The 19311-nt window shown below is 75.4% G+C and carries 18 protein-coding genes; 15 read left to right on the top strand and 3 right to left on the bottom strand.

Annotation, left to right across the window (positions count from 1 at the left end):
- Positions 1–71: 71 nt before the first annotated feature.
- From ACIQPQ_RS20795 to ACIQPQ_RS20855, 13 genes are all read left to right on the top strand, one after another.
- Positions 72–1094: a slipin family protein gene (locus tag ACIQPQ_RS20795; protein ID WP_401305753.1), complete on the top strand. Its 1023-nt coding sequence runs from the start codon at positions 72–74 to the stop codon at positions 1092–1094.
- A gap of 92 nt (positions 1095–1186) precedes the next feature.
- Complete coding sequence (locus tag ACIQPQ_RS20800; protein WP_401305755.1) at positions 1187–2557, top strand: PhoX family protein; 1371 nt, start codon at positions 1187–1189, stop codon at positions 2555–2557.
- An 89-nt stretch (positions 2558–2646) separates the two neighbouring features.
- Positions 2647–3504 carry a polysaccharide deacetylase family protein gene (locus tag ACIQPQ_RS20805; protein ID WP_401305757.1) on the top strand — a complete coding sequence of 286 codons (858 nt, stop codon included), beginning with the start codon at positions 2647–2649 and terminating at the stop codon, positions 3502–3504.
- Positions 3505–3565: 61 nt separating this feature from the next.
- Positions 3566–3739, top strand: coding sequence for a hypothetical protein (locus ACIQPQ_RS20810; RefSeq protein ID WP_401305758.1), 174 nt, complete (start codon positions 3566–3568; stop codon positions 3737–3739).
- Positions 3740–3805: 66 nt separating this feature from the next.
- A complete protein-coding gene (locus ACIQPQ_RS20815) occupies positions 3806–4519 on the top strand; it encodes a peptidyl-tRNA hydrolase (RefSeq protein ID WP_401305912.1) in 714 nt (237 codons plus the stop codon).
- A 220-nt stretch (positions 4520–4739) separates the two neighbouring features.
- Entirely contained in the window at positions 4740–6137 is a 1398-nt protein-coding gene (locus ACIQPQ_RS20820; protein ID WP_401305760.1) for a DUF692 domain-containing protein, read from the top strand.
- A 96-nt stretch (positions 6138–6233) separates the two neighbouring features.
- Entirely contained in the window at positions 6234–7034 is an 801-nt protein-coding gene (locus ACIQPQ_RS20825) for a DUF4142 domain-containing protein (RefSeq protein ID WP_401305762.1), read from the top strand.
- Between the two features lie 116 nt (positions 7035–7150).
- Positions 7151–7936 carry a TIGR04222 domain-containing membrane protein gene (locus tag ACIQPQ_RS20830; RefSeq protein WP_401305764.1) on the top strand — a complete coding sequence of 262 codons (786 nt, stop codon included), beginning with the start codon at positions 7151–7153 and terminating at the stop codon, positions 7934–7936.
- A gap of 197 nt (positions 7937–8133) precedes the next feature.
- Positions 8134–9762, top strand: coding sequence for an alpha/beta hydrolase (locus ACIQPQ_RS20835; protein WP_401305766.1), 1629 nt, complete (start codon positions 8134–8136; stop codon positions 9760–9762).
- A gap of 137 nt (positions 9763–9899) precedes the next feature.
- A complete protein-coding gene (locus ACIQPQ_RS20840) occupies positions 9900–10619 on the top strand; it encodes a GntR family transcriptional regulator (protein WP_401305768.1) in 720 nt (239 codons plus the stop codon).
- 65 nt (positions 10620–10684) lie between these two features.
- A complete protein-coding gene (locus tag ACIQPQ_RS20845; protein ID WP_401305770.1) occupies positions 10685–11689 on the top strand; it encodes an ADP-ribosylglycohydrolase family protein in 1005 nt (334 codons plus the stop codon).
- A gap of 123 nt (positions 11690–11812) precedes the next feature.
- Complete coding sequence (locus ACIQPQ_RS20850) at positions 11813–13303, top strand: purine-cytosine permease family protein (RefSeq protein WP_401305772.1); 1491 nt, start codon at positions 11813–11815, stop codon at positions 13301–13303.
- Positions 13300–14310, top strand: a complete 1011-nt coding sequence (locus ACIQPQ_RS20855; RefSeq protein ID WP_401305774.1) for a PfkB family carbohydrate kinase — start codon at positions 13300–13302, stop codon at positions 14308–14310. The genes ACIQPQ_RS20850 and ACIQPQ_RS20855 overlap by 4 nt, the downstream gene beginning before the upstream one ends.
- Before the next feature lie 48 nt (positions 14311–14358).
- On the opposite strand, the gene ACIQPQ_RS20860 is transcribed toward ACIQPQ_RS20855, so the two are convergent.
- Complete coding sequence (locus ACIQPQ_RS20860) at positions 14359–14757, bottom strand: VOC family protein (RefSeq protein WP_401305775.1); 399 nt, start codon at positions 14755–14757, stop codon at positions 14359–14361.
- Between the two features lie 93 nt (positions 14758–14850).
- Here ACIQPQ_RS20860 and ACIQPQ_RS20865 point away from each other — a divergent pair, with 93 nt between their 5' ends.
- Positions 14851–15876 (top strand): helix-turn-helix transcriptional regulator, encoded by a 1026-nt coding sequence (locus ACIQPQ_RS20865; protein WP_401305777.1) that lies wholly within the window; start codon positions 14851–14853, stop codon positions 15874–15876.
- 72 nt (positions 15877–15948) lie between these two features.
- On the opposite strand, the gene hemQ is transcribed toward ACIQPQ_RS20865, so the two are convergent.
- Together hemQ and hemG are read right to left on the bottom strand one after the other, a co-directional pair.
- Positions 15949–16680 carry a hydrogen peroxide-dependent heme synthase gene (gene hemQ, locus ACIQPQ_RS20870; RefSeq protein WP_401305779.1) on the bottom strand — a complete coding sequence of 244 codons (732 nt, stop codon included), beginning with the start codon at positions 16678–16680 and terminating at the stop codon, positions 15949–15951.
- A 5-nt stretch (positions 16681–16685) separates the two neighbouring features.
- Entirely contained in the window at positions 16686–18164 is a 1479-nt protein-coding gene (hemG, locus tag ACIQPQ_RS20875) for a protoporphyrinogen oxidase (protein WP_401305781.1), read from the bottom strand.
- A gap of 183 nt (positions 18165–18347) precedes the next feature.
- On the opposite strand from hemG, the gene ACIQPQ_RS20880 reads away from it, so the two are divergent.
- A complete protein-coding gene (locus ACIQPQ_RS20880) occupies positions 18348–19310 on the top strand; it encodes a DUF4349 domain-containing protein (protein ID WP_401305783.1) in 963 nt (320 codons plus the stop codon).
- Position 19311: the final 1 nt, after the last annotated feature.

The raw sequence follows: 19311 nt of genomic DNA on the forward strand, positions 1-19311 counted from the left end.
GTCCGGGGGACGGGCGGCGGGCATATCGTTGAGGACAACAGGCTTTTCGGACCTCTCCCGAGGAGGTCGTGATGGTCGAGGAGCTGCTGGCAGCGGCCGCGGCGGTCGGCGCCGCGGGGGCCGTGTACGTCGTGGCGGGCGCCCGGGTGATCAAGCAGTACGAACGCGGGCTGGTCTTCCGGCTCGGCCGGGTGGTCGGCGAGGTGCGCCGGCCCGGTTTCACCCTGGTCATCCCGGCTGTGGACCGGATGCGCCGGGTCAACCTCCAGATCGTGACGATGCCCGTGCCCGCCCAGGAGGGCATCACACGGGACAACGTGACCGTACGGGTCGACGCGGTCGTCTACTTCAAGGTGGTCGACCCGCACGCGGCGATCGTGAACGTCGAGGACTACCGGTTCGCCGTCGCGCAGATGGCCCAGACCTCGCTGCGTTCGATCATCGGCAAGAGCGAACTGGACGATCTGCTCTCCGACCGGGAGAAGCTGAACCAGGGACTGGAGCTGATGATCGACAGCCCGGCGGTGGGCTGGGGCGTGCAGATCGACCGGGTCGAGATCAAGGACGTGTCGCTGCCCGACACGATGAAGCGGTCCATGGCCCGGCAGGCCGAGGCGGACCGTGAGCGACGGGCCCGGATCATCAACGCCGACGCCGAACTCCAGGCGTCGAAGAAGCTCGCCGAGGCCGCCCAGCAGATGGAGGACACGCCGTCGGCGCTCCAGCTGCGGCTGCTCCAGACCGTGGTCGCCGTGGCCGCCGAGAAGAACTCCACCCTCGTGCTGCCCTTCCCGGTGGAACTCCTGCGCTTCCTGGAACGCGCCCAGCAGCCCGCCCCGGCGGCCCCGCAGCCGGCACCGGCTACGCCACCGACGCCACCGGTTGCCCCGGCGGTCGAACAGCCCGCCCCGCCGACGGGCCCGCAGCCACCGCCGTCCACCGGTCAGGTCTCCGACGGCACGGCCTCCGACGGATCGGCCCCCCGCGGCCCCGACTCCGCCCCCGGCTCCGGCCTCGGCCCCGGCCTCGACGGCGACCCCGCCGCCCGGAACGCCGCCTCCGTGGACGGTGCGTATCCGGACAACGCTCCGTGACGGGCGGGGCACGTGTGGTTCACGGGACGCGCCGGGGGTGATAGACACGGCGGGGTCACCGCACCTGTCCGCCAGCAGGAAGGTTTCCCCCCATGACCACGTCCCGTCGTCAGCTCCTCGCCCGCTCCGGTGCCCTCGGAGCGGGCATCGCCTTCTCCGGGGCGCTCGCCGAGCTGTTCCCGGCCTCGGCCGCACCCGACCACCTCGGCCGCACCGGCTACGGCCCCCTCGTGCCCGACCCGAAGGGCCTGCTCGACCTGCCGGAGGGCTTCCGGTACACGGTCCTCTCCCGCGAGGGCGACCCGCTGCGCTCCGGTGAGGGCCGCGTCCCGTCGAACCACGACGGCATGACCGCCCTGCCCGGCCACCGCGGCCGGGTCCACCTCGTCCGCAACCACGAGAACCGGCCCACCGCGCCGATCCCCGTCCCCACCGTCGAGGGCCTGACCTACGACCCGGCGGGCAAGGGCGGCTGCACGGTCCTCACCCTCGGCTCCCGCGGCGACGTGCTCGACGAGCGGGTCGGGATCGCCGGTACGGCCGTCAACTGCGCGGGCGGCCCCACCCCCTGGCGCACCTGGCTGACCTGCGAGGAGACCGAGGACAAGGCGGGCACCAGCGGCTACACGAAGGACCACGGCTTCATCTTCGAGGTGGACCCCGTCGACCCCCGCCGCACGGGCGCGGTGCCGCTCACCGCGATGGGCCGCTTCCAGCACGAGGCGATCGCCGTCGACCCGCGCCGCGGGATCGTCTACGAGACGGAGGACGCCTTCCAGAAACCGTTCGGCCTGTTCTACCGGTTCCTGCCGCGCGAGCCGCTCGGCGGGGTCGGCTCGCTGCGCGCGGGCGGGCGCCTCCAGGCGATGCGGGTGCCGGGGGTGCCGGACCTGTCGGCGGTCCAGGAGACGGGCGCGCACTTCGACGGCGTCGAGTGGGTCGACGTACCGGACCCGCTGGCCGCGCGGACCGCGATCCGGTTCCAGGACTTCGGCCCGAAGGGCATCACCCACGCCCAGAAGCTGGAGGGCTGCTACTGGGGCGGCCGGTCGGTGTACTTCGTGTCGTCGTTCGCGCGCGGCGCGGAGGGCTCGGCGGCCGACCACTACGGGCAGATCTGGCGCTACGACCCCGAGCGCCGCCGCCTCACCCTGGTGATCGTCTTCGGCCCGGACACCGACGTGCAGCTGCCCGGCGAGTCCCCCGACAACATCTGTCTCGCCCCGTCCGGCGGCCTGATGGTCTGCGAGGACGGCAACGGCGCCCAGCACGTCTACGGCGTGACCCGGACCGGCGAGGTGTACGCCCTGGCGCGCGGCCGGCAGAACCTCGGCACTCCCGAGGACCCGGAGTGGGGCGAGTTCGCGGGCGTCACCTTCTCCCCCGACGGCCGCACGATGTACGTCAACTGCTACACCCCCGGCACCACGTTCGCGGTGACGGGCCCCTGGCACCGGCAGTGAGCGGACGCGCTGCGCCGGGCGGGTGAGACGCGCCCCCCGGCAGGCATATCAACGCATGAACGGCACTTCGCCGCTCATAGCGTCACACGGTGATCACTTCCGCGCGCCGTCTGCTCACCGTCTGTGTCCCGGCCGTCCTGGGTGCCGCACTCACCGCGTGCGGCACCGCACCGGCCCCGCCCGCCGCCCGCCCGGCCCCGGCGGCGCCGTCGTCGTCGGCGCCGCCCGCCGGGCCACCGACGCTCGCCCCGGGCCCGGCCGGTCTCACCCCGGTCTTCGCCCGCGCGCCCCGCACCGCCGAGCGGACCGTCGCGCTCACCTTCGACGCCGACATGACCTCCGACCAGGGGGCGCGGGCCGCGGCCGGGGAACGGTTCGACAATCCGGGGCTGATCGCGGCGCTGCGCGCGCTGAAGGTGCCGGCCACCGTGTTCATGACGGGCCGCTGGGCCGAGGAGTACCCGGACCAGGCCCGCGCCGTCGGCCGGGACCCGCTCTTCGAGGTCGCCAACCACTCGTACAGCCACCACGCCTTCACCGCCGACTGCTACGGCCTGCCGACCGTGCCGCCGGAGCGGATGCGGGCGGACGTGGAGCGCGCGTACGCCGCGTTCCGCGCGGCCGGGGTCCCCGACCCGATGCCGTACTTCCGCTTCCCGGGCGGCTGCTACGACCGTGCGGCGCTGCGCGCGGTGAGCGGGACCGGGGTGACCGCGGTGCAGTGGGACGTGGTGAGCGGCGACGCCTTCGCCACCGACGCGGACGCCGTGACCCGCCAGGTGCTGGACGGGGTGCGGCCGGGCTCCGTGGTGGTCATGCACTGCACCCGCAGCGCGGCCCCGACGACCGAGCGGGTGGTGCGGGCGGTGGTGCCGGAACTGCGCCGCCAGGGCTACCGGTTCGTGAAAGTCTCCGAGCTGATCGGCGCGGCGCGCGGCGCGAAGTGAGCCGGAGGTGAGCCGAGGGCGGGCCGGGGGCGGGCCGGGCGGCCTCTCGTACGCTGGACGCATGACCGACACCGACCACCCGAGCGGCCCCGACAGCCCGAGCGGCACCGCCACGCCGTACGCGGAGTGTGTGCTGTGCCGTGAGCCGACGGAGTACCCCGAGTCGCACCGGGGCATCACGCTGTGCCCCGTCTGCGCGTGGCGGGAGGCCGAGCGCACCGCCTGCTCCGGCTGACCGCGCACCCCGGCCCACGCGGGCCCGCCGGTCCGCCCTCGTCGGCCGCGCGCCTGGTCACGTACCCTGCGCCAGGTGAGTGAGAGCCCGTTCCAGACCGAGCCGAACCCCCGTGACGAGGCCCCGCAGTTCGTGCTGCCGCTGGTCGTCCGGCTGGAGAAGGCCGCGCCGCCCGCCCGTACCGACGCCCTGGAGACGGCCGCCCGTGCCGTCCTCGTCCTGCTGAGCGACCCGCGCGCGCTCGGCGACGGGGAGTGGGCCGCGGCCGTGCGCGACTGGCAGGACGCCCGTATCCGCAAGGTGGTCCGCCGGGCGCGGGGCGCAGAGTGGCGCAAGGCCGCTGAGCTGCCCGGGATCACCGTGACCGGGAAGGCGGCGGAGGTCCGCGTCTTCCCGCCGATCCCGCTGGACGGCTGGCCGAAGGAGCTGGCGAAGCTCCAGGTGTCCGGCACCGACCTCGACGACCCCGAACCGCCCGCGCCCGCCGATCCGGGCGTGCTGCCCGTGCTGTGGCTGAGCCCGGACGTGGAGATGTCCGCGGGCAAGGCGATGGCGCAGGCCGGGCACGGCGCGCAGCTCGCCTGGTGGGAGCTGACGGACGAGGAGCGCACGGCCTGGCGCGAGGCGGGCTTCCCGCTCGCCGTCCGCACCGCCGCCCCCGGCCACTGGCGCGAGCTGACCACGAGCGGCCTGCCCTTGGTCCGGGACGCCGGTTTCACCGAGATCGCCCCCGGCAGCTGCACCGTCGTCGCCGACCATCCGGCGCTGCGGGCCCGCTGAGCCCGGCCCGGCGGAGTGGCCGGGTCCGTTTCGGGTCGGTCCGTCGGGTGAGACGGATGTCCGCCGGGACCGTACCTCCTGGTGCCGCACGGCCCGTGTTCCGGGTGTCGCCGAACCTCAAATGTTGCTCTGAAGGACGGCCGCGCGCGGTTCGGGCCGGGACGACGGGGTCATATCCCCGTCACCGCGGCGGGGGACGGCGACGGAGGAGGGGACCACCATGGCGCGACTGGGAACGGGGATCGGCTGGCGGCCGGAGATCGCGGACGCCGTGGAACGCATGCCCGGCATCGACTGGGTCGAGGCCGTGGCCGAGAACGTCTGCCCCGGCCACCTCCCGGAGTCCCTGCTCCGGCTGCGCGAGCGCGGGGTCACCGTCGTGCCGCACGGTGTCTCGCTCGGCCTCGGCGGCGCCGACCGGCCCGACGAGGCGCGGCTGACGGCGCTCGCGGAGCGGGCCGAGGCGCTCGGCTCGCCGCTGGTCACCGAGCACATCGCGTTCGTCCGCGCGGGCGGCCCGCTCACCGCCACCCCGCGCCTGGAGGCCGGGCACCTGCTGCCCGTGCCCCGCACCCGCGACGCCCTGGACGTGCTCTGCGCCAACGTGCGTCTCGCGCAGGCGGCGCTGCCCGTGCCGCTGGCCGTGGAGAACATCGCGGCCCTCCTCGCCTGGCCCGGCGAGGAGCTGACCGAGGGCCAGTTCCTGTACGAGCTGGCCGACCGCACCGGCGTCCGCCTCCTCATCGACGTGGCCAACCTGCACACGAACCACGTCAACCGCGGCGAGGACCCGTCCAAGGCGCTCGCCGAACTGCCCCTGGAGGCCATCGCGTACGTCCATGTCGCGGGCGGCTTCGAACGGGACGGCGTCTGGCACGACAGCCACGCCCACCCGGTGCCCCGGCCCGTCCTCGACATCCTCACCGACCTCACCTCCCGTGTCGCCCCGCCCGGCGTCCTGCTGGAGCGCGACGAGAACTTCCCGGAGCCGGGCGAGCTGGAGCGGGAGCTGGTGTCGATCCGGGAGGCGGTGGAGCGGGGGGCACGGACGCGGACGGCGACGCCCGCGGGGGTCATGCCTGCCGCGGCCGGGACGGTGACCGCGAGCGGCCCCGCGGCGGAGGCGACCGCCGTACCGGAGCCCATAGCTGTAGCGGACCCCGCATCCCACCCCGCGCCCGGCTCCGTCGCCGACGCCCGTGACGCCGCCGTCCGGCAGCGGCTCGGGGTGGCGCAGGCCGCGCTGCTGTCGGCGCTGGTCGCGGGGACGCCCGTCCCGGAGGGCTTCGACCGGGTGCGGCTCGGGGTGCAGGCGCGGGCGCTGGCCGCCAAGCGGGCCGACGTGGTGGCGAAGGTCGCCCCCGAGCTGCCGCTGATCCTGGGCGGCGGGTACCGGGCCGCGTTCCTCGCGTACGCCCAGGGCAACCCGATGCGCGGCGGGTACCGGCAGGACGCCCTCGACTTCGCCGGGCGGCTGCTGCTGCACGGCGACCTCGCGGAGGGCCGCGCCCGGCGCGAGCTGCGCCGCTGGTGGCTGGACCGCTCGGGCCCGGCCCCGCGGCCGGGGTCCCGGCTGGGCCGGGTCGGACAGGTGGGCCGGTCGCTGATCCGCAGGTGAGCGAGGGCGGCTCGCGGCGCGGGACCGGCGGCGCAGTAGCATGCCAGTCCCGCACCCGAGACGCACACGTGTGCGGTGCCGTGTGCAGGAGGCATCATGCGACCGCGACCCCCGATCAGGGGCAGAGGCATCTTCACCGGCACCGGGATCATCGTCACGGGCCTGGCGCTGACCGTCGTCGCGCTGCTCGGTCCGCTGTTCTTCCACCACCCGCGGCAGGAACCGGGCGTCACCGGCCCGGACGTGCTCGGCGCCGAGACCGTGTCGACGCAGTTCGGCCCGCTGTCCGGGCTGGACCGGGACTTCGTCACCAAGGTGCGGCTGGCCGGGCTGTGGGAGCTGCCCGCCGGGCGGCAGGCCCAGGAGAAGGGCACCACCGAGGCCGTACGGACCGCGGGGCGGCACCTGGTCGAGGGGCACGCCTTCCTGGACGAGCGGGTGCGGGACGTCGCGGCGCGGCTCGGGCTCGCCCTGCCGAACGAGCCGAACCCGCAGCAGCGGGAGTGGCTGCGGGAGTTGGACGCGGCGCGGGGCACTGCGTACGACCGCGCGTTCGCCAACGTGCTGCGGCTGGCGCACGGGCGGGTGTTCACGGTCGTCGCCCAGGTGCGGGCGAGCACGCAGAACGCGCTGGTGCGCAATCTCGCGGACGACGCCAACACCACCGTCCTGGACCACATCCGGGTCCTGGAGGCCACCGGGTACGTCGACTTCGCGGCCCTCGCGCGGGAGCTGGCGGCGGGCAGCGCGGCCCCGGCGCCCTCGTCGGCCGCCCCCACCGGCCCGGTGACCGATCCGGGGGCCGTGGTGCCGCTGACCACGGACCCGCCGAGCTACTCCCTGCCGCCCGCCGCCACGGCTCCCCCGCCGGACACCCCGGACACCGACGGCTCCTGAACGGGCGCCCGCGGTCCGTCACCGGAGGCGCGCGGCACGTCACAGCGCCGCGGTACTCCGTCCGTACCGTGGACGGTCCATGGCGCCGAGCGGGGAGTCCGGCGTACAAGGACGGAATGTTCTGGATGCTGCTCCTGCTGCCCGCCTGGGCCGTCGCCGGAATCGCGTGCACCCGGCTGTGCCTGGCCGCGGTCCGGGCGGCGGGCGTCGACCCGCACGCCGGGCGCGGACACGACCTCACGCTCTACGAGGCGGCGTTCCTCGCGGGCGGCCCCGGCCGGGTCGCCGAACTGACCCTGGTCTCCATGGCCCGGCAGCGGCGGCTGCTCCTCGCGCACACCGGCTGGGCGACCGTCGTCGACCCGCGCGGACGCGACGACATCGAGCGGTCGGTGATCGGTGCCATCGGACCGGACGGCCAGTCCCGCGTCGCCCCGGTCCGCGCCGCCGCGGCCACCGCCGACGCCGTGCGCGGCCTCGCGGAGCGGCTGGTCGGCGCCGGTCTGGCCGTGCCGACCGGGTCCCGTACGACGGTGGCCTCGGGGGTCCGGCAGGTGCGGGTCGCCACCGGGGTGGTCCTCGTCCTGGGGGCCGCGGCCCTGCTCATGCCGGTCGCCGGGAACCTGCCGCACGCCCTGGTCGCGGCCTGGTTCGGGCTGCCGCTCGCCCTCACCCTGAGCTGTCTGGCGCTGGCCCGCGTCGAGGCGCACCCCTACGCCCACTGGGCCTCCCCCGCCGGTCAGCGGCTGCTGGACGCGCTCGCCCGGCGGACCGCCGAGGCCACCGGAGCGCGCGGTGGGGGCGCGGACGAGCGGACCGGGCTGGTCTCCGTCGCCGTCCACGGAGTCCGCGCCCTCCCCGAACCCGAACTCCGCGCGGCGTTCGCCCACCGGGACGGCTGAGCCCCCGGCGGACCCGGCACACGCCGAGCCCCGACGGGCACCCCGGACCCGCCCGACGCTCCCCGCCCCCGGCGCCCCCGGCGTGTCCAGGGGGCGCACAGGGGCATCGGCGCCGACACGGCGCGCTGGTGCTTGCCTCGCCCCCCGGGCGCCCCAAACATCCCTTCTGTCGCTGCCGCGCACCGAAGGGACACGCGATGAGAGCCGCCGCCCGCTACTCGGCGGCAGGAGCCCTGCTCCTGTCCACCCTGACCGCCACCCCGGCCGAGGGGGCGCCGGACACCTCCCGCGCCCCGGCCGCCTCTGTCCTCGCGTCCGGGGTCGCCGTCGCCGCCGGACGCGCCGCCGAGGAGGGCATCGCGTTCGGGGCCTGCGCCGAGGCGGAGGAACTTCCGGGCGCCATGCAGTGCGGCACGGTCTCCGTCCCGCTCGACTACGCCGATCCCGACGGCCGGCAGATCCGGCTGACGGTGAGCCGGGCGGCGGCCACCCAGCGCGACCCGCACAACAGCAAGCGCCGGGTGCCCCGGCAGGGCGCGCTGGTCTTCAACCCGGGCGGGCCGGGCGCCTCCGGCCTGTACTTCCCGCTGATCGGCGTGCTGCCGCAGTGGAAGCGCCTCGGGGCCGCGTACGACCTGGTCGGCTACGAGCCGCGCGGCGTCGGCCGGTCCGCGCCGCTGTCCTGCCAGGACCCGAAGGAGTTCTTCAAGGGCCCCGCGCCCGCGCCGGTCCACCCCACGGCCGCGTACAAGCAGGAGCGGGTCGCGCGCGCCGAGGCGTACGCGGAGGGCTGCGCGAAGCGGGCGGGTGAGGCTCTGCGGCACTACACGTCCCTGAACAACGCCCGTGACCTCGACGTCGTCCGGGCGGCGCTGGGCGAGGACCGGCTGACGTTCATGGGGGCGTCGTACGGCACCTACTTCGGCGCGCTGTACGCCACCCTGTTCCCCTCGCACGTGCGGCGGATGGTGTTCGACGCGGCGGTGAACCCGGACCCCGCGCAGATCTGGTACCGCAACAACCTCGACCAGTCGGCCGCGTTCGAGAGCCGCTGGGAGGACTTCCGGGAGTGGGTGGCCCGGCACGACGGCACGTACGGGCTGGGCGCGACCGCCGAGGCGGTGCAGGCCGCGTACGACCGGGCGGCCGAGCGGCTCGCCGCCGAGCCCGCGGGCGGCGAGGTGGGCCCGGCCCAGTTGCAGGGGACGTTCCTCCAGGCCGGGTACTACGACGACTACTGGCCGTCCCGCGCGGAGGCGCTGTCGGCGTACCTGAAGGGCGATCCGGAGCTGCTGGTGGGGCTGGCCGCGCCGGTGCGGGAGGCCGCCGCGGAGGCGGAGAACGCGAACGCCGTCTACACGGCCGTGGAGTGCAACGACGGGCCCTGGCCGACCGACTTCCGGGTGTGGGACCGCGACAACACCCGCCTCGCGCGCGTCGCCCCGTTCGAGACCTGGGACAACGTGTGGGCGAACCTGCCCTGCGCGTACTGGAAGGCGCCCCGGCAGCGGCCGCTGGACGTGCGGACCGGTCCGGGCGAGCTGCCGCCGACGCTGATCCTCTCGGCCGAACGGGACGCGGCGGCCCCCTACGACGGCGCCCTGGAGCTGCACCGGCGGCTCAGCGGGTCGGTGCTGGTGACCGAGCGGGACGCGGGCACCCACGGCATCGCGGGCGGACCCAACGCCTGCGTCAACGGCCACCTGGAGACGTACCTGCTGGAGGGCCGTCTGCCGGGACGGCGCGCGGCCTGCGCACCGCGCCCGGAGCCGGAGCCGACCGCCCCGCGGGCGAAGGAGCGGGCGGCGCCCCCGCGCGCCTCCTGACGGAACGCGACGAGAAGCGCCTCGACCCCACGTGCGGGTCGAGGCGCTTCTCCGTGCCGTACGACCGTCACACGGACGCCATACGACCTTCGTCGGGAGTCTAGACAGGACTGGACATGTGTGGCACCGTCCTGGACATGCCTAAACAGGTTCTCAAGCATCAAGGTGTCGCACAGGTCCTGGCCCGCGAGATCCGCAGCGGTGCCCTGGAACCGGGCAGCAGACTGCCCGGCGAACACGCGCTCACCCGGCGCTTCGAGGTCAGCCGGACCACCGTCCGGCAGGCCCTGGACGAACTCAGCAAGCAGGGACTGATCTCCACGCACGCGGGGGTGGGCTCCTTCGTCACCTTCGACGGCGGTGTCCTGGACAACCGGCTCGGCTGGACCCGGGCCCTCGCCGACCAGGGCGCCCGCGTCACCACCGAGACGCTCCGCCTGGACACGGGGGCCGACGCCGGGCCGGCCCGTGAACTGGGGCTCGGCGAGGAGACCGAGTTCCTGATCCTCGACCGGCTGCGCGTCCTGCCGGACGGCACCCCCGTCGCGCTGGAGCGCAGCCGGGTCCCCCTGGTCGCCGCCCTGGCGGACGTCCCGGCGCGGGGGCTCGTGGACGACTCGCTGACCAGAACCCTGGCCGCGGTCGGGCTGCGCGCCACCCACGGGGAGGAGTGGGCCTCGGTACGGCCGCTGTCCGACGACGACGCCGCCCTGCTGCGGCGGCGGGCGGGCGAACCGTGGCTCGCCACCCGCAGGGTCGGCCGCGGCGCGGACGGCCGGATCGTGGAGCAGGTCAGGAGCCTGCTCGACCCCGCCCGCTTCGAGCTGCACCTCGGTTTCGGGGAGCCCCCGCAATGACCCGGCCCACCGCCCCGCACGCCCCTCGCACGCACCCCCCTCACACCCACCCACGGGAAGCACGCATGAAAGACGAGCACGACCGCGCGGTCGGCGCCCTGTACGGCCTGGCCCTGGGCGACGCCCTCGGCATGCCCACCCAGCTCCTGTCCCGCCCGTCGATCGTCGCGCGGTTCGGCACCGTCTCCGGTTTCGAGCCCGCCCCCCCGGACAATCCGGTGAGCGCCGGCATGCCCGCGGGCGCGGTCACGGACGACACCGACCAGGCGCTCATCGTGGCCCGGCTGCTCACCGAGTCCGGCGGCCGGATCGACCCCCTGCGGCTCGCGAAGGAACTCCTGGCCTGGGAACGGGAGATGAAGGCCAAGGGGTCGCTCGACCTGCTCGGCCCGTCCACCAAGGCGGCGCTCGAAGCGGTGTCGCGGGGCGTCCCGGTGGAGGAGGCGGGCAAGGCCGGTGCCACGAACGGGGCCGCCATGCGGATCACCCCCGTCGGCATCGCCTGCTCCCCCGCCCCGCTCGACCGCTTCCTCGACGGGGTGGCGGCGGCGTGCCAGGTCACCCATGACACCTCCCTCGGCATCGCCTCCGCCGCGGCCGTCGCCGCGGCCGTCAGCCGGGGCGTGGACGGCGGGGACCTCCGGGACGTCGTCGACGCGGCGGTCACCGCGGCCGCCGCCGGGGCCGAGCGCGGGCACTGGGTCGCCGGGGCGGACATCGCCACCCGTATCGCCTGGGCCGTGGACCTGGTGCGGGACCAGCCCGAACAGCGGGCCCTGGACCAGGTGTGCGACCTGGTCGGCACCAGCGTCGCCAGCCAGGAGTCGGTGCCCGCGGCCTTCGCCGTGCTCGCCCTCGCCGACGGGGACCCGTGGCGGGCCTGCCTCCTCGCGGCGAACCTCGGCGGGGACTGCGACACCATCGGCGCCGTCGCCGGTGCCGTCGGAGGGGCCCTGCGCGGCGCCTCCGCGCTGCCCGCCGACGCCCTCGCCACCCTCCGCTCGGTCAACGGCCTCGACCTGGAGCCGGTGGCCGACGCCCTGCTCACCCTGCGCGCCGGGACACGCTGAACCCCTTCCCCACCCCCACTCGGACACGTCCCCACCCCCCTCGGACACCTCCCCACCCCCCTGACGGAACCGCTTTCGCCGTAGCACGGAGAGAAAGACGCACCAGAGAGAACGGGTACGACCATGGAGGCTTCACCGAACGACCGCGTCGGCACCGTCGAGACCCGGGGCATCGAGCCCGTCCCGGACGCCGAACGGCACGGCCACGCCGGACAGATGTTCTGGACCTGGTTCGCCGCGAACATCAGCATCCTCGGCCTTCCGCTCGGCGCGGCCCTGGTCAGCTTCCGGGGCCTGAACTTCTGGCAGGCCGCGCTCGTCGCCCTGCTCGGCTCCTTCGGCTCGTTCGCCCTGGTGGGCGCGTTGAGCATCGCGGGCAAGCGCGGCGGCGCCCCGGCACTCACCCTCTCGCGGGCGGTGTTCGGCGTACGCGGCAACACGGGCCCGACGCTCGTCACCTGGCTCAGCCGCCTGGGCTGGGAGACCATCAACACCACCACGGCCGCCTTCACCCTGCTGGCGCTCATCGACGTCGTGTTCGGCATACGGCGCAACACCGTGCTCACCGTGCTGTGCCTGCTGACGTTCATCGCGCTGACCCTGCTGATCAGCGGTCTCGGGCACGCCACGATCATGTGGATCAACAGGTGGGCCACCTACGTGTTCGGGGTCCTCAACCTCGTCGTGATCGGCTTCCTGGTCGCCACGGTCGACTGGGACAAGGTCCTCGGCGCGCCCGCCGGACCGCTCAGCGCGATGATCGTGGGCGTCGGGATGATCGCCGCGGGCACCGGCATCGGCTGGGCCAACGCCGGAGCCGACTACGCCCGCTACCTCCCCCGCGGGGTCCCCGGCGGCCGGCTGGTGCTGGCCTCGGCCTTCGGCGCAGGCATCCCGCTGATCGTCCTGATCTCCCTGGGGTCCCTGCTCGCCGCGGGCGAACCGGGCCTCGCCGCCTCCTCCGACCCGGTCTCGGCGATCAACGCGATGCTCCCGTCGTGGATGTCCGTCCCCTACCTGATCGCCGCGTTCGGCGGACTGCTGCTCTCCAACCACCTGTCCGTCTACTCGGCCGGACTCACCATGATCACCCTGGGCATCAAGGTCCGGCGCACCCTCGCCGTCGGCATCGACGTGGTCGTCACCTTCCTGGGCGGCATCTACTTCATCCTCATCGCCGAGGACTTCTACGGCCCGTTCATCACCTTCCTGACCCTCCTCGCCGTGCCCATCACGGCCTGGATCGGCGTGTTCGCCGTGGATCTCGTCGCCCGCCGGTCCTACGACGGCGACGCCCTGATGGACGTCTCCCGCTCCAGCCGCTACTGGTTCCGCGGCGGCGTGGCCTGGGCCGCCATGACGTCCTGGGCGGCGGCCATCGTGGTGGGCCTGCTGTTCACCGAGGCGGGCACCAGCTCGACCGACGTGTGGTTCTCCGGGCCGCTCTCCGGCACCTGGATCGGCGCCAACGGGCTGGGCTGGCTGGTGACCCTCGCCCTGGCGGCGGGCGCCTACACGGCACTGCGCCGCTTCGACGGCGGCACCCTGCCGGAGCCGACCGGACAGCACCCCGCGCCGACCACCCGCCCGCAGACCGCCCGGGAGACGTCATGAGCGAGGTGAAGGAGAGCGGCACCGGTACCGGCACCACGGGCGGGCGGCTCGTTCTCGTGGGCAACACCATCGTCGACCTGGTGATGCGGGTGGCGGCGCTGCCCGAACGCGGCGGCGACGTCGTCGCCCGGGACAGCGGCCTCGCCACCGGCGGCGGCTTCAACGTCCTGGCCGCCGCCCGCCGCCTGGGCCTGCCGGCCGTGTACGCCGGGGCGCACGGCACCGGCCCGTTCGGCGACCGCGTCCGCGCCGACCTGGCACGGGAGGGCGTCGGCACGGTGCTGCCGCCGCTGGCCGCGGCCGACACCGGTTTCTGCGTCGCGTTCGTCGACGACAGCGGCGAACGCACCTTCGCCACCAGCCTCGGCGCGGAGGCCCGGCTGACCGAGGCCGACGCCGCCGCCGTGCTCGCCGCCCTGCTCCCCGGCGACCTGGTGCAGGTCTCCGGGTACGGGCTCGCGTATCCCGGCAACGGCCCGGTGCTGGCCTCCCTGGTGAAACGGCTGCCCGCGGACGTCCGGGTCCTCCTCGATCCGGGGCCGCTGGTCGCCGAGATCCCCGGCGACGTCCTGGACCCCGTCCTGGAGCGGTCCGACTGGATCAGCTGCAACCAGCGGGAGGGGCAGCTGCTGACCGGCCTGTACGACGCGCGGGAGGCGGCCGTCGCCCTCGCCGACCGGCTGGACCCGCGCACCGGGGTCCTGGTGCGGGCCGACGCCGCGGGCTGCTGGCTGCTTCCCCCCGACAGCACGGACCTCCGGCATCTCCCCGGCCGCCGGGTGACCGCGGTGGACAGCAACGGTGCCGGAGACGCCCACGTGGGTGCCTTCCTGGCCCTCCTCGGACACGGGCTGGACCCGGTCACGGCGGCGGAGGGCGCCAACGCGGCGGCCGCCTTCGCCGTCACCCGCACCGGCCCCGCCACCGGCCCGACCCGCGAGGAACTGCTCGCCTCCCTCGACGACGGCCCCCTCGCCGCCCGCCTGTCCGCAGCGATCCCGGCCTAGCCGTCACGGTCGTGGCGGCCGGACGTCGGCCGCCCTCGCGGGTCCGTTTCAGCGGGCGAACTTCGCGACCGCCTCCGGGGTGACGGGGGTGAAGAAGTTGACGAGGTTGCCGTCGGGGTCGCGGAGCAGCAGGGACCGGTTGCCCCAGGGCATCGTGGTGGGCTCGGTGACGAAGTCGGCCACGACGTCGGCCAGGTCGCGGTGGACGCGGTCCACGTCGTCGACGAGGAACTCGGTGATGACGCTGTCGTTGGCCGCCGGGCGGGCCGACCCCGGCGCGAACAGCGGGACGGTGCGGGTGCCGGCGATCGCGAGGGTGGCACCCCCGACGCGCAGTTCGGCGAAGTCCTCGGTGGCCCACACCGCCCGCGCCCCGGTGGCGCGCTCGTAGAACGCGACGAGGCGTGCCACGTCGCCGGTGATGATGCGGATCGAGACGAAGTCCATGGGGTGCTCCTCGGCTGTGCTGGGCGGTTACCTCTCGCACGGTAGGAGAAATAGCGGACAGAATCGGTCCGGTATCGGCACTAGGCTGCGGACATGTCCCGACCCACCGGCCGTGTGCTGACGCTGCTGGAGCTGTTGCAGTCCGGCGGCACCCGCACCGTGGCCGAACTCGCCGACCGGCTCGGCGTCGACGGACGCACGGTCCGGCGGTACGTCGACCACCTGATCGACCTGGACGTGCCCGTGGAGTCGGTGCGCGGCCGCTACGGCGGGTACCGGCTCGGCCCCGGATACCGTCTGCCCCCGCTCATGCTCGGCGACGACGAGGCGCTGGCCGTGCTGCTGGGTCTGGCCGCGGCCCGCCGGGCGGGGCTGACGACGTCCGACCGTACGGCGGGTGAGACCGCGGCGGCGAAGATCCGGCGGGTGCTGCCCCGGCCCGTCGCCCGTCGGCTCGACGCGCTCCAGGAGGCCCTCGCCTTCACCGACCGCCCGCCCGGCGCGGACACCACGGCGCCCTCCGGACCCCCGGACGCGGAGGTCCTGCTCACCCTCGCCGACGCGGTGCGCCACCGCCGACCGGTCGCCCTCCGCTACACCGACCGCGAGGGGCGGCGCGGCGACCGCACCCTGCACCCGTACGGGATCGTCGCCCACGCGGGCCGCTGGTACGTCACGGGCGAGGACGCCCGGATCGGCGAGGAGCGGACGTTCCGGCTGGACCGTGTCGCCGACGCGCGGGCGCTGCCCGGCTCGTTCGAGGTGCCGGAGGGGCCGGACCCGGCGGAGCGCGTCCTCACCAGGTTCGCCACGGCCCCGTACCGGCACGAGGTGACGCTGCGCGTGCGGGGGACGGTCGAGCAGGTCCGCGCCCGGCTGCCCGCGAGCGTCGCGCGCCTGACGGAGTGCCCGCCCGCGCCGGGCGAGGGAGGCGAGGCGGACGCGGCCCCGTCGGCCGGGGGCTGGCTGCGGGTCGAGCTGCGGGCGGAGCGGCTCGACTGGCTGCCGCCGGTCCTCGCCTCGCTCGACCTGCCGTTCGCCGTCGAGCGCCCCGACGAACTGCGCGGCCTCGTCGCCGCGCTCGCCGACCGCCTCGCCGCCTCCGCCCGCCGGACCTGACCGGCCGCCCCGACCGGCCGGGCCGGTCACCGTGCCGTCGGGCCGGTCACCGTGCCGCCGGGGCCCGGACCGTTACGCCAGGCCCGACACCAGTTCGCTGACCGACTTACGGCGGCCCGTGTAGAAGGGGACCTCCTCGCGGACGTGCATCCGGGCCTCGGAGGCGCGCAGGTGACGCATGAGGTCGACGATGCGGTACAGCTCGTCGGCCTCGAAGGCGAGGATCCACTCGTAGTCGCCGAGGGAGAAGGAGGCGACGGTGTTGGCGCGCACGTCCGGGTAGCCGCGGGCCATCTTGCCGTGGTCGGCGAGCATGCGGCGGCGGTCCTCGTCGGGCAGCAGGTACCAGTCGTAGCTGCGCACGAAGGGGTAGACGCTGACGTAGTCGCGGGGCGTCTCGTCGGCGAGGAAGGCCGGGATGTGCGAGCGGTTGAACTCGGCGGGGCGGTGCAGCGCCATGTTCGACCAGACGGGCTCCAGGGCGCGGCCGAGCCGGGTGCGGCGGAAGAGGTTGTACGCCTCCTGGAGCTGGTCGCTGGTCTCCGCGTGCCACCAGATCATGACGTCGGCGTCGGCGCGCAGCCCGGACACGTCGTAGGTGCCGCGGATCTTGACGTCCTTGGCGGTGAGCTGGTCGAACAGCTCCTGGACCTCGTCGGCCCAGCCGCCGCGGTCCTCGGGGAGCGCGTCCTTCAGCCGGAAGACGGACCAGAGCGTGTAGCGGATGGTGTCGTTGAGGTCCTTGGCCAGCTTGCCCTTGTTGGGGATCCTGCCGGACTCGGTGGTGGAGGCGTCGTCACTCATGGGGCTCATTCTCCCGCTCCGCCGTGCGGGCTCCGCACCGGGTCGGCGGTGAGGTCGCGGGCCGCTCCGAGGTGGCCGCGCAGCCCGTCGGCGGCGGCCCACGCGCTCGCGACGCAGGCCGGGATGCCGACCCCGTCGTAGGCCGCGCCGCACACGGCGAGACCGGGGAGCCGGGCCACGTGGGCGCGGACGCGGGCGACGCGCGCGTGGTGGCCGACCGGGTACTGGGGCAGGCCGTCGGTCCAGCGGGTGACGCGGGTGGCCAGCGGGACGGCGTCGAGGCCGGTCGCGGCGCGCAGGTCCTGGCGGGAGACCTCGACGAGGTCGGCGTCGGGACGGTCGAGGATCGCGGTCTCGCCGTACCGGCCGACCGAGGTGCGCAGGACGGCGACGTCCGGGTCCTGGGCGCCGATCCAGCCCCACTTCTGCGAGGCGAAGGTGGAGGCCTTGATGGTGCGGCCGTCGACCGGGGGCACCAGGAAGCCGCTGCCGTCGGGCAGGGCGGCGGTGTCGGAGCGGCGGTAGGCGAGGGTGACGAGGGCCATCGAGGCGTACGCGACGGCGCGGAGTTCGGCGGCGGCGCCGGGCGACTCGGCGGCGAGCAGGGCCGCGGCGGCGGGGGCCGGGGCGGCGAGGACGACGGCGTCGGCGGACAGGACGCGGTCGTCGGTGACGACCTCCCAGGCCGTACCGGGAGCGCCGGCCGCGGTGACCCGGCGCAGGGCGCGGACGGGGGTGGCGAGGCGGATCTCGCCGCCGCGCGCGCGGACCGCGTCGGCGACGGCGAGCGGCAGGGTGCCCACGCCGCCGTCGAGGCCGGTGAAGACGGGCCCGGTCTGCCGGGCGGCGGCGGCCCTGGCCTGGATCGCGCGGACGGCCCCGGTGAGGGAGTCGTGGTCGCGGGCGGCCTCGAAGAGCTGGGGGACGGCCGAGCGCATCGACAGGCGGTAGGCGTCGCCCGCGTACACCCCGCCGAGGAGGGGTTCGACGAGGCGGTCGACGACCTCGCGGCCGAGGCGCGCGGCGACGAACTCCCCCACGGCGACGTCCTCGCCGATCTCCGTACGGGGCAGGTCGGCCTCGCGGGCGATGGCGGCGAGGCCCTCGTCGGAGAGGACGCCCGCGAGCGCGTCGGCGGTGCCGGGGACGCCCATGACGTGGCCCTTGGGCATGGGCCGCAGGGCGCCGCGGGTCCACAGGGCGGCGGTGGCGGTGGCGGTGGCGGGCGGCTGGAGGCGGTCGCCGAGGCCCGCCGCGCGCGCGAGGGCGACCGCCTCGGGGCGGCGGGCCAGCATCGACTCGGCGCCGAGGTCGACGCGGACGCCCGCGATCTCGCCGGGCAGCAGCTTGCCGCCGACCCGGCCGGACGCCTCCAGGACGGTGACGCGGGCGCCGCTCTCCAGCAGCCGGAGGGCGGCGGCCAGGCCCGCGATCCCGGCTCCCACGACGACGACCCGACCCGTGCCCTCACCCGTTGCGCTCATGTCCCCACTCTCTCAAAGCGGGCCGACGCCCAGGCCGCGGCCCCACCGCACCCGGCCCCGCGCGTGGCGGTGTCCGTCCCGCGTCCCGACCGTGACCTGTTCGGAACCGTTCCGCCCCAACGTCTCGGCCCGGCCGGGCGTCGAAGGACTGTCAGTCGTCGCCACCCAGGGGGGCAGCTCCACATGCGCACATCACACACGTCCCGCACCCGCACCCGCACCGCCCGTCCCGGGCGTTCCGTCCGTCCGGTGCCCCTGCTGGCGGGCGTCCTGCTCGCCGCCGCCGTCGCGCTGACGGGGTGCGGCGCCGGGGGCGGCGGCGCGTCGAGTTCCTCGGACAAGGCGGCCGCGCCCCAGGCGGGCGGGGTGGCCGCCGGGGAGCAGGACACGGGCGCGGTCGAAGACGACGGGAAGCGGTCCGCGGCCGGTTCCGGCGCCGCCTCCGCGCCGAAGCTGCCCGTGAACCACGTCATCCGCACCGCCTCGCTGACCGTGCAGGTGAAGGACGTGCCGAAGGCCCTGGACCGGGCCCGCACGACCACCGAGGGCGCGGGCGGCTACGTCGGCGAGGAGACCACGACCCGCGACGAGGACAGCACCGAGCAGACCCGCGTGGTGCTGCGCGTGCCCGTGGACCGCTACGACGACGTCCTCACCGGGCTCCAGGGCGCGGGCAAGCTCCTGGAGCGCACCGCGAAGGCGCAGGACGTCACCGACCAGGTGGTGGACGTGGAGAGCCGGATCACCTCGCAGCGGCTCAGCGTGACGCGTATCCGCGGACTGATGGACGACGCGACGAAGTTGAGCGACGTGGTCACGCTGGAGGGCGAACTCAGCCGCCGCGAGGCCGACCTGGAGGCGCTGCTCGCCCGCCAGGCGTCCCTGAAGGACCGCACCAGCCTCGCCACCATCACCCTCACCCTCACGGAGAAGCCGGTCACGGTCGCCGAGGAGGACGACGACCCCGGGTTCGTGGACGCCGTCGCGGGCGGCTGGGGCGCGTTCGTGACGGTGCTGCGGTGGGTCGCGCTGGCGGTCGGCGCGGTGCTGCCGTTCGCGGTCGTGGCCGCCGTCGCGGTGGCGGTGTGGCTGCGGCTGCGGCGGGGCCGCCGCCGGGTCGCCGCCGGCCCGGTCGAGGGGGACTGAC

This window comes from Streptomyces sp. NPDC091281 (assembly GCF_044757425.1).
Lineage (GTDB): Bacteria > Actinomycetota > Actinomycetes > Streptomycetales > Streptomycetaceae > Streptomyces.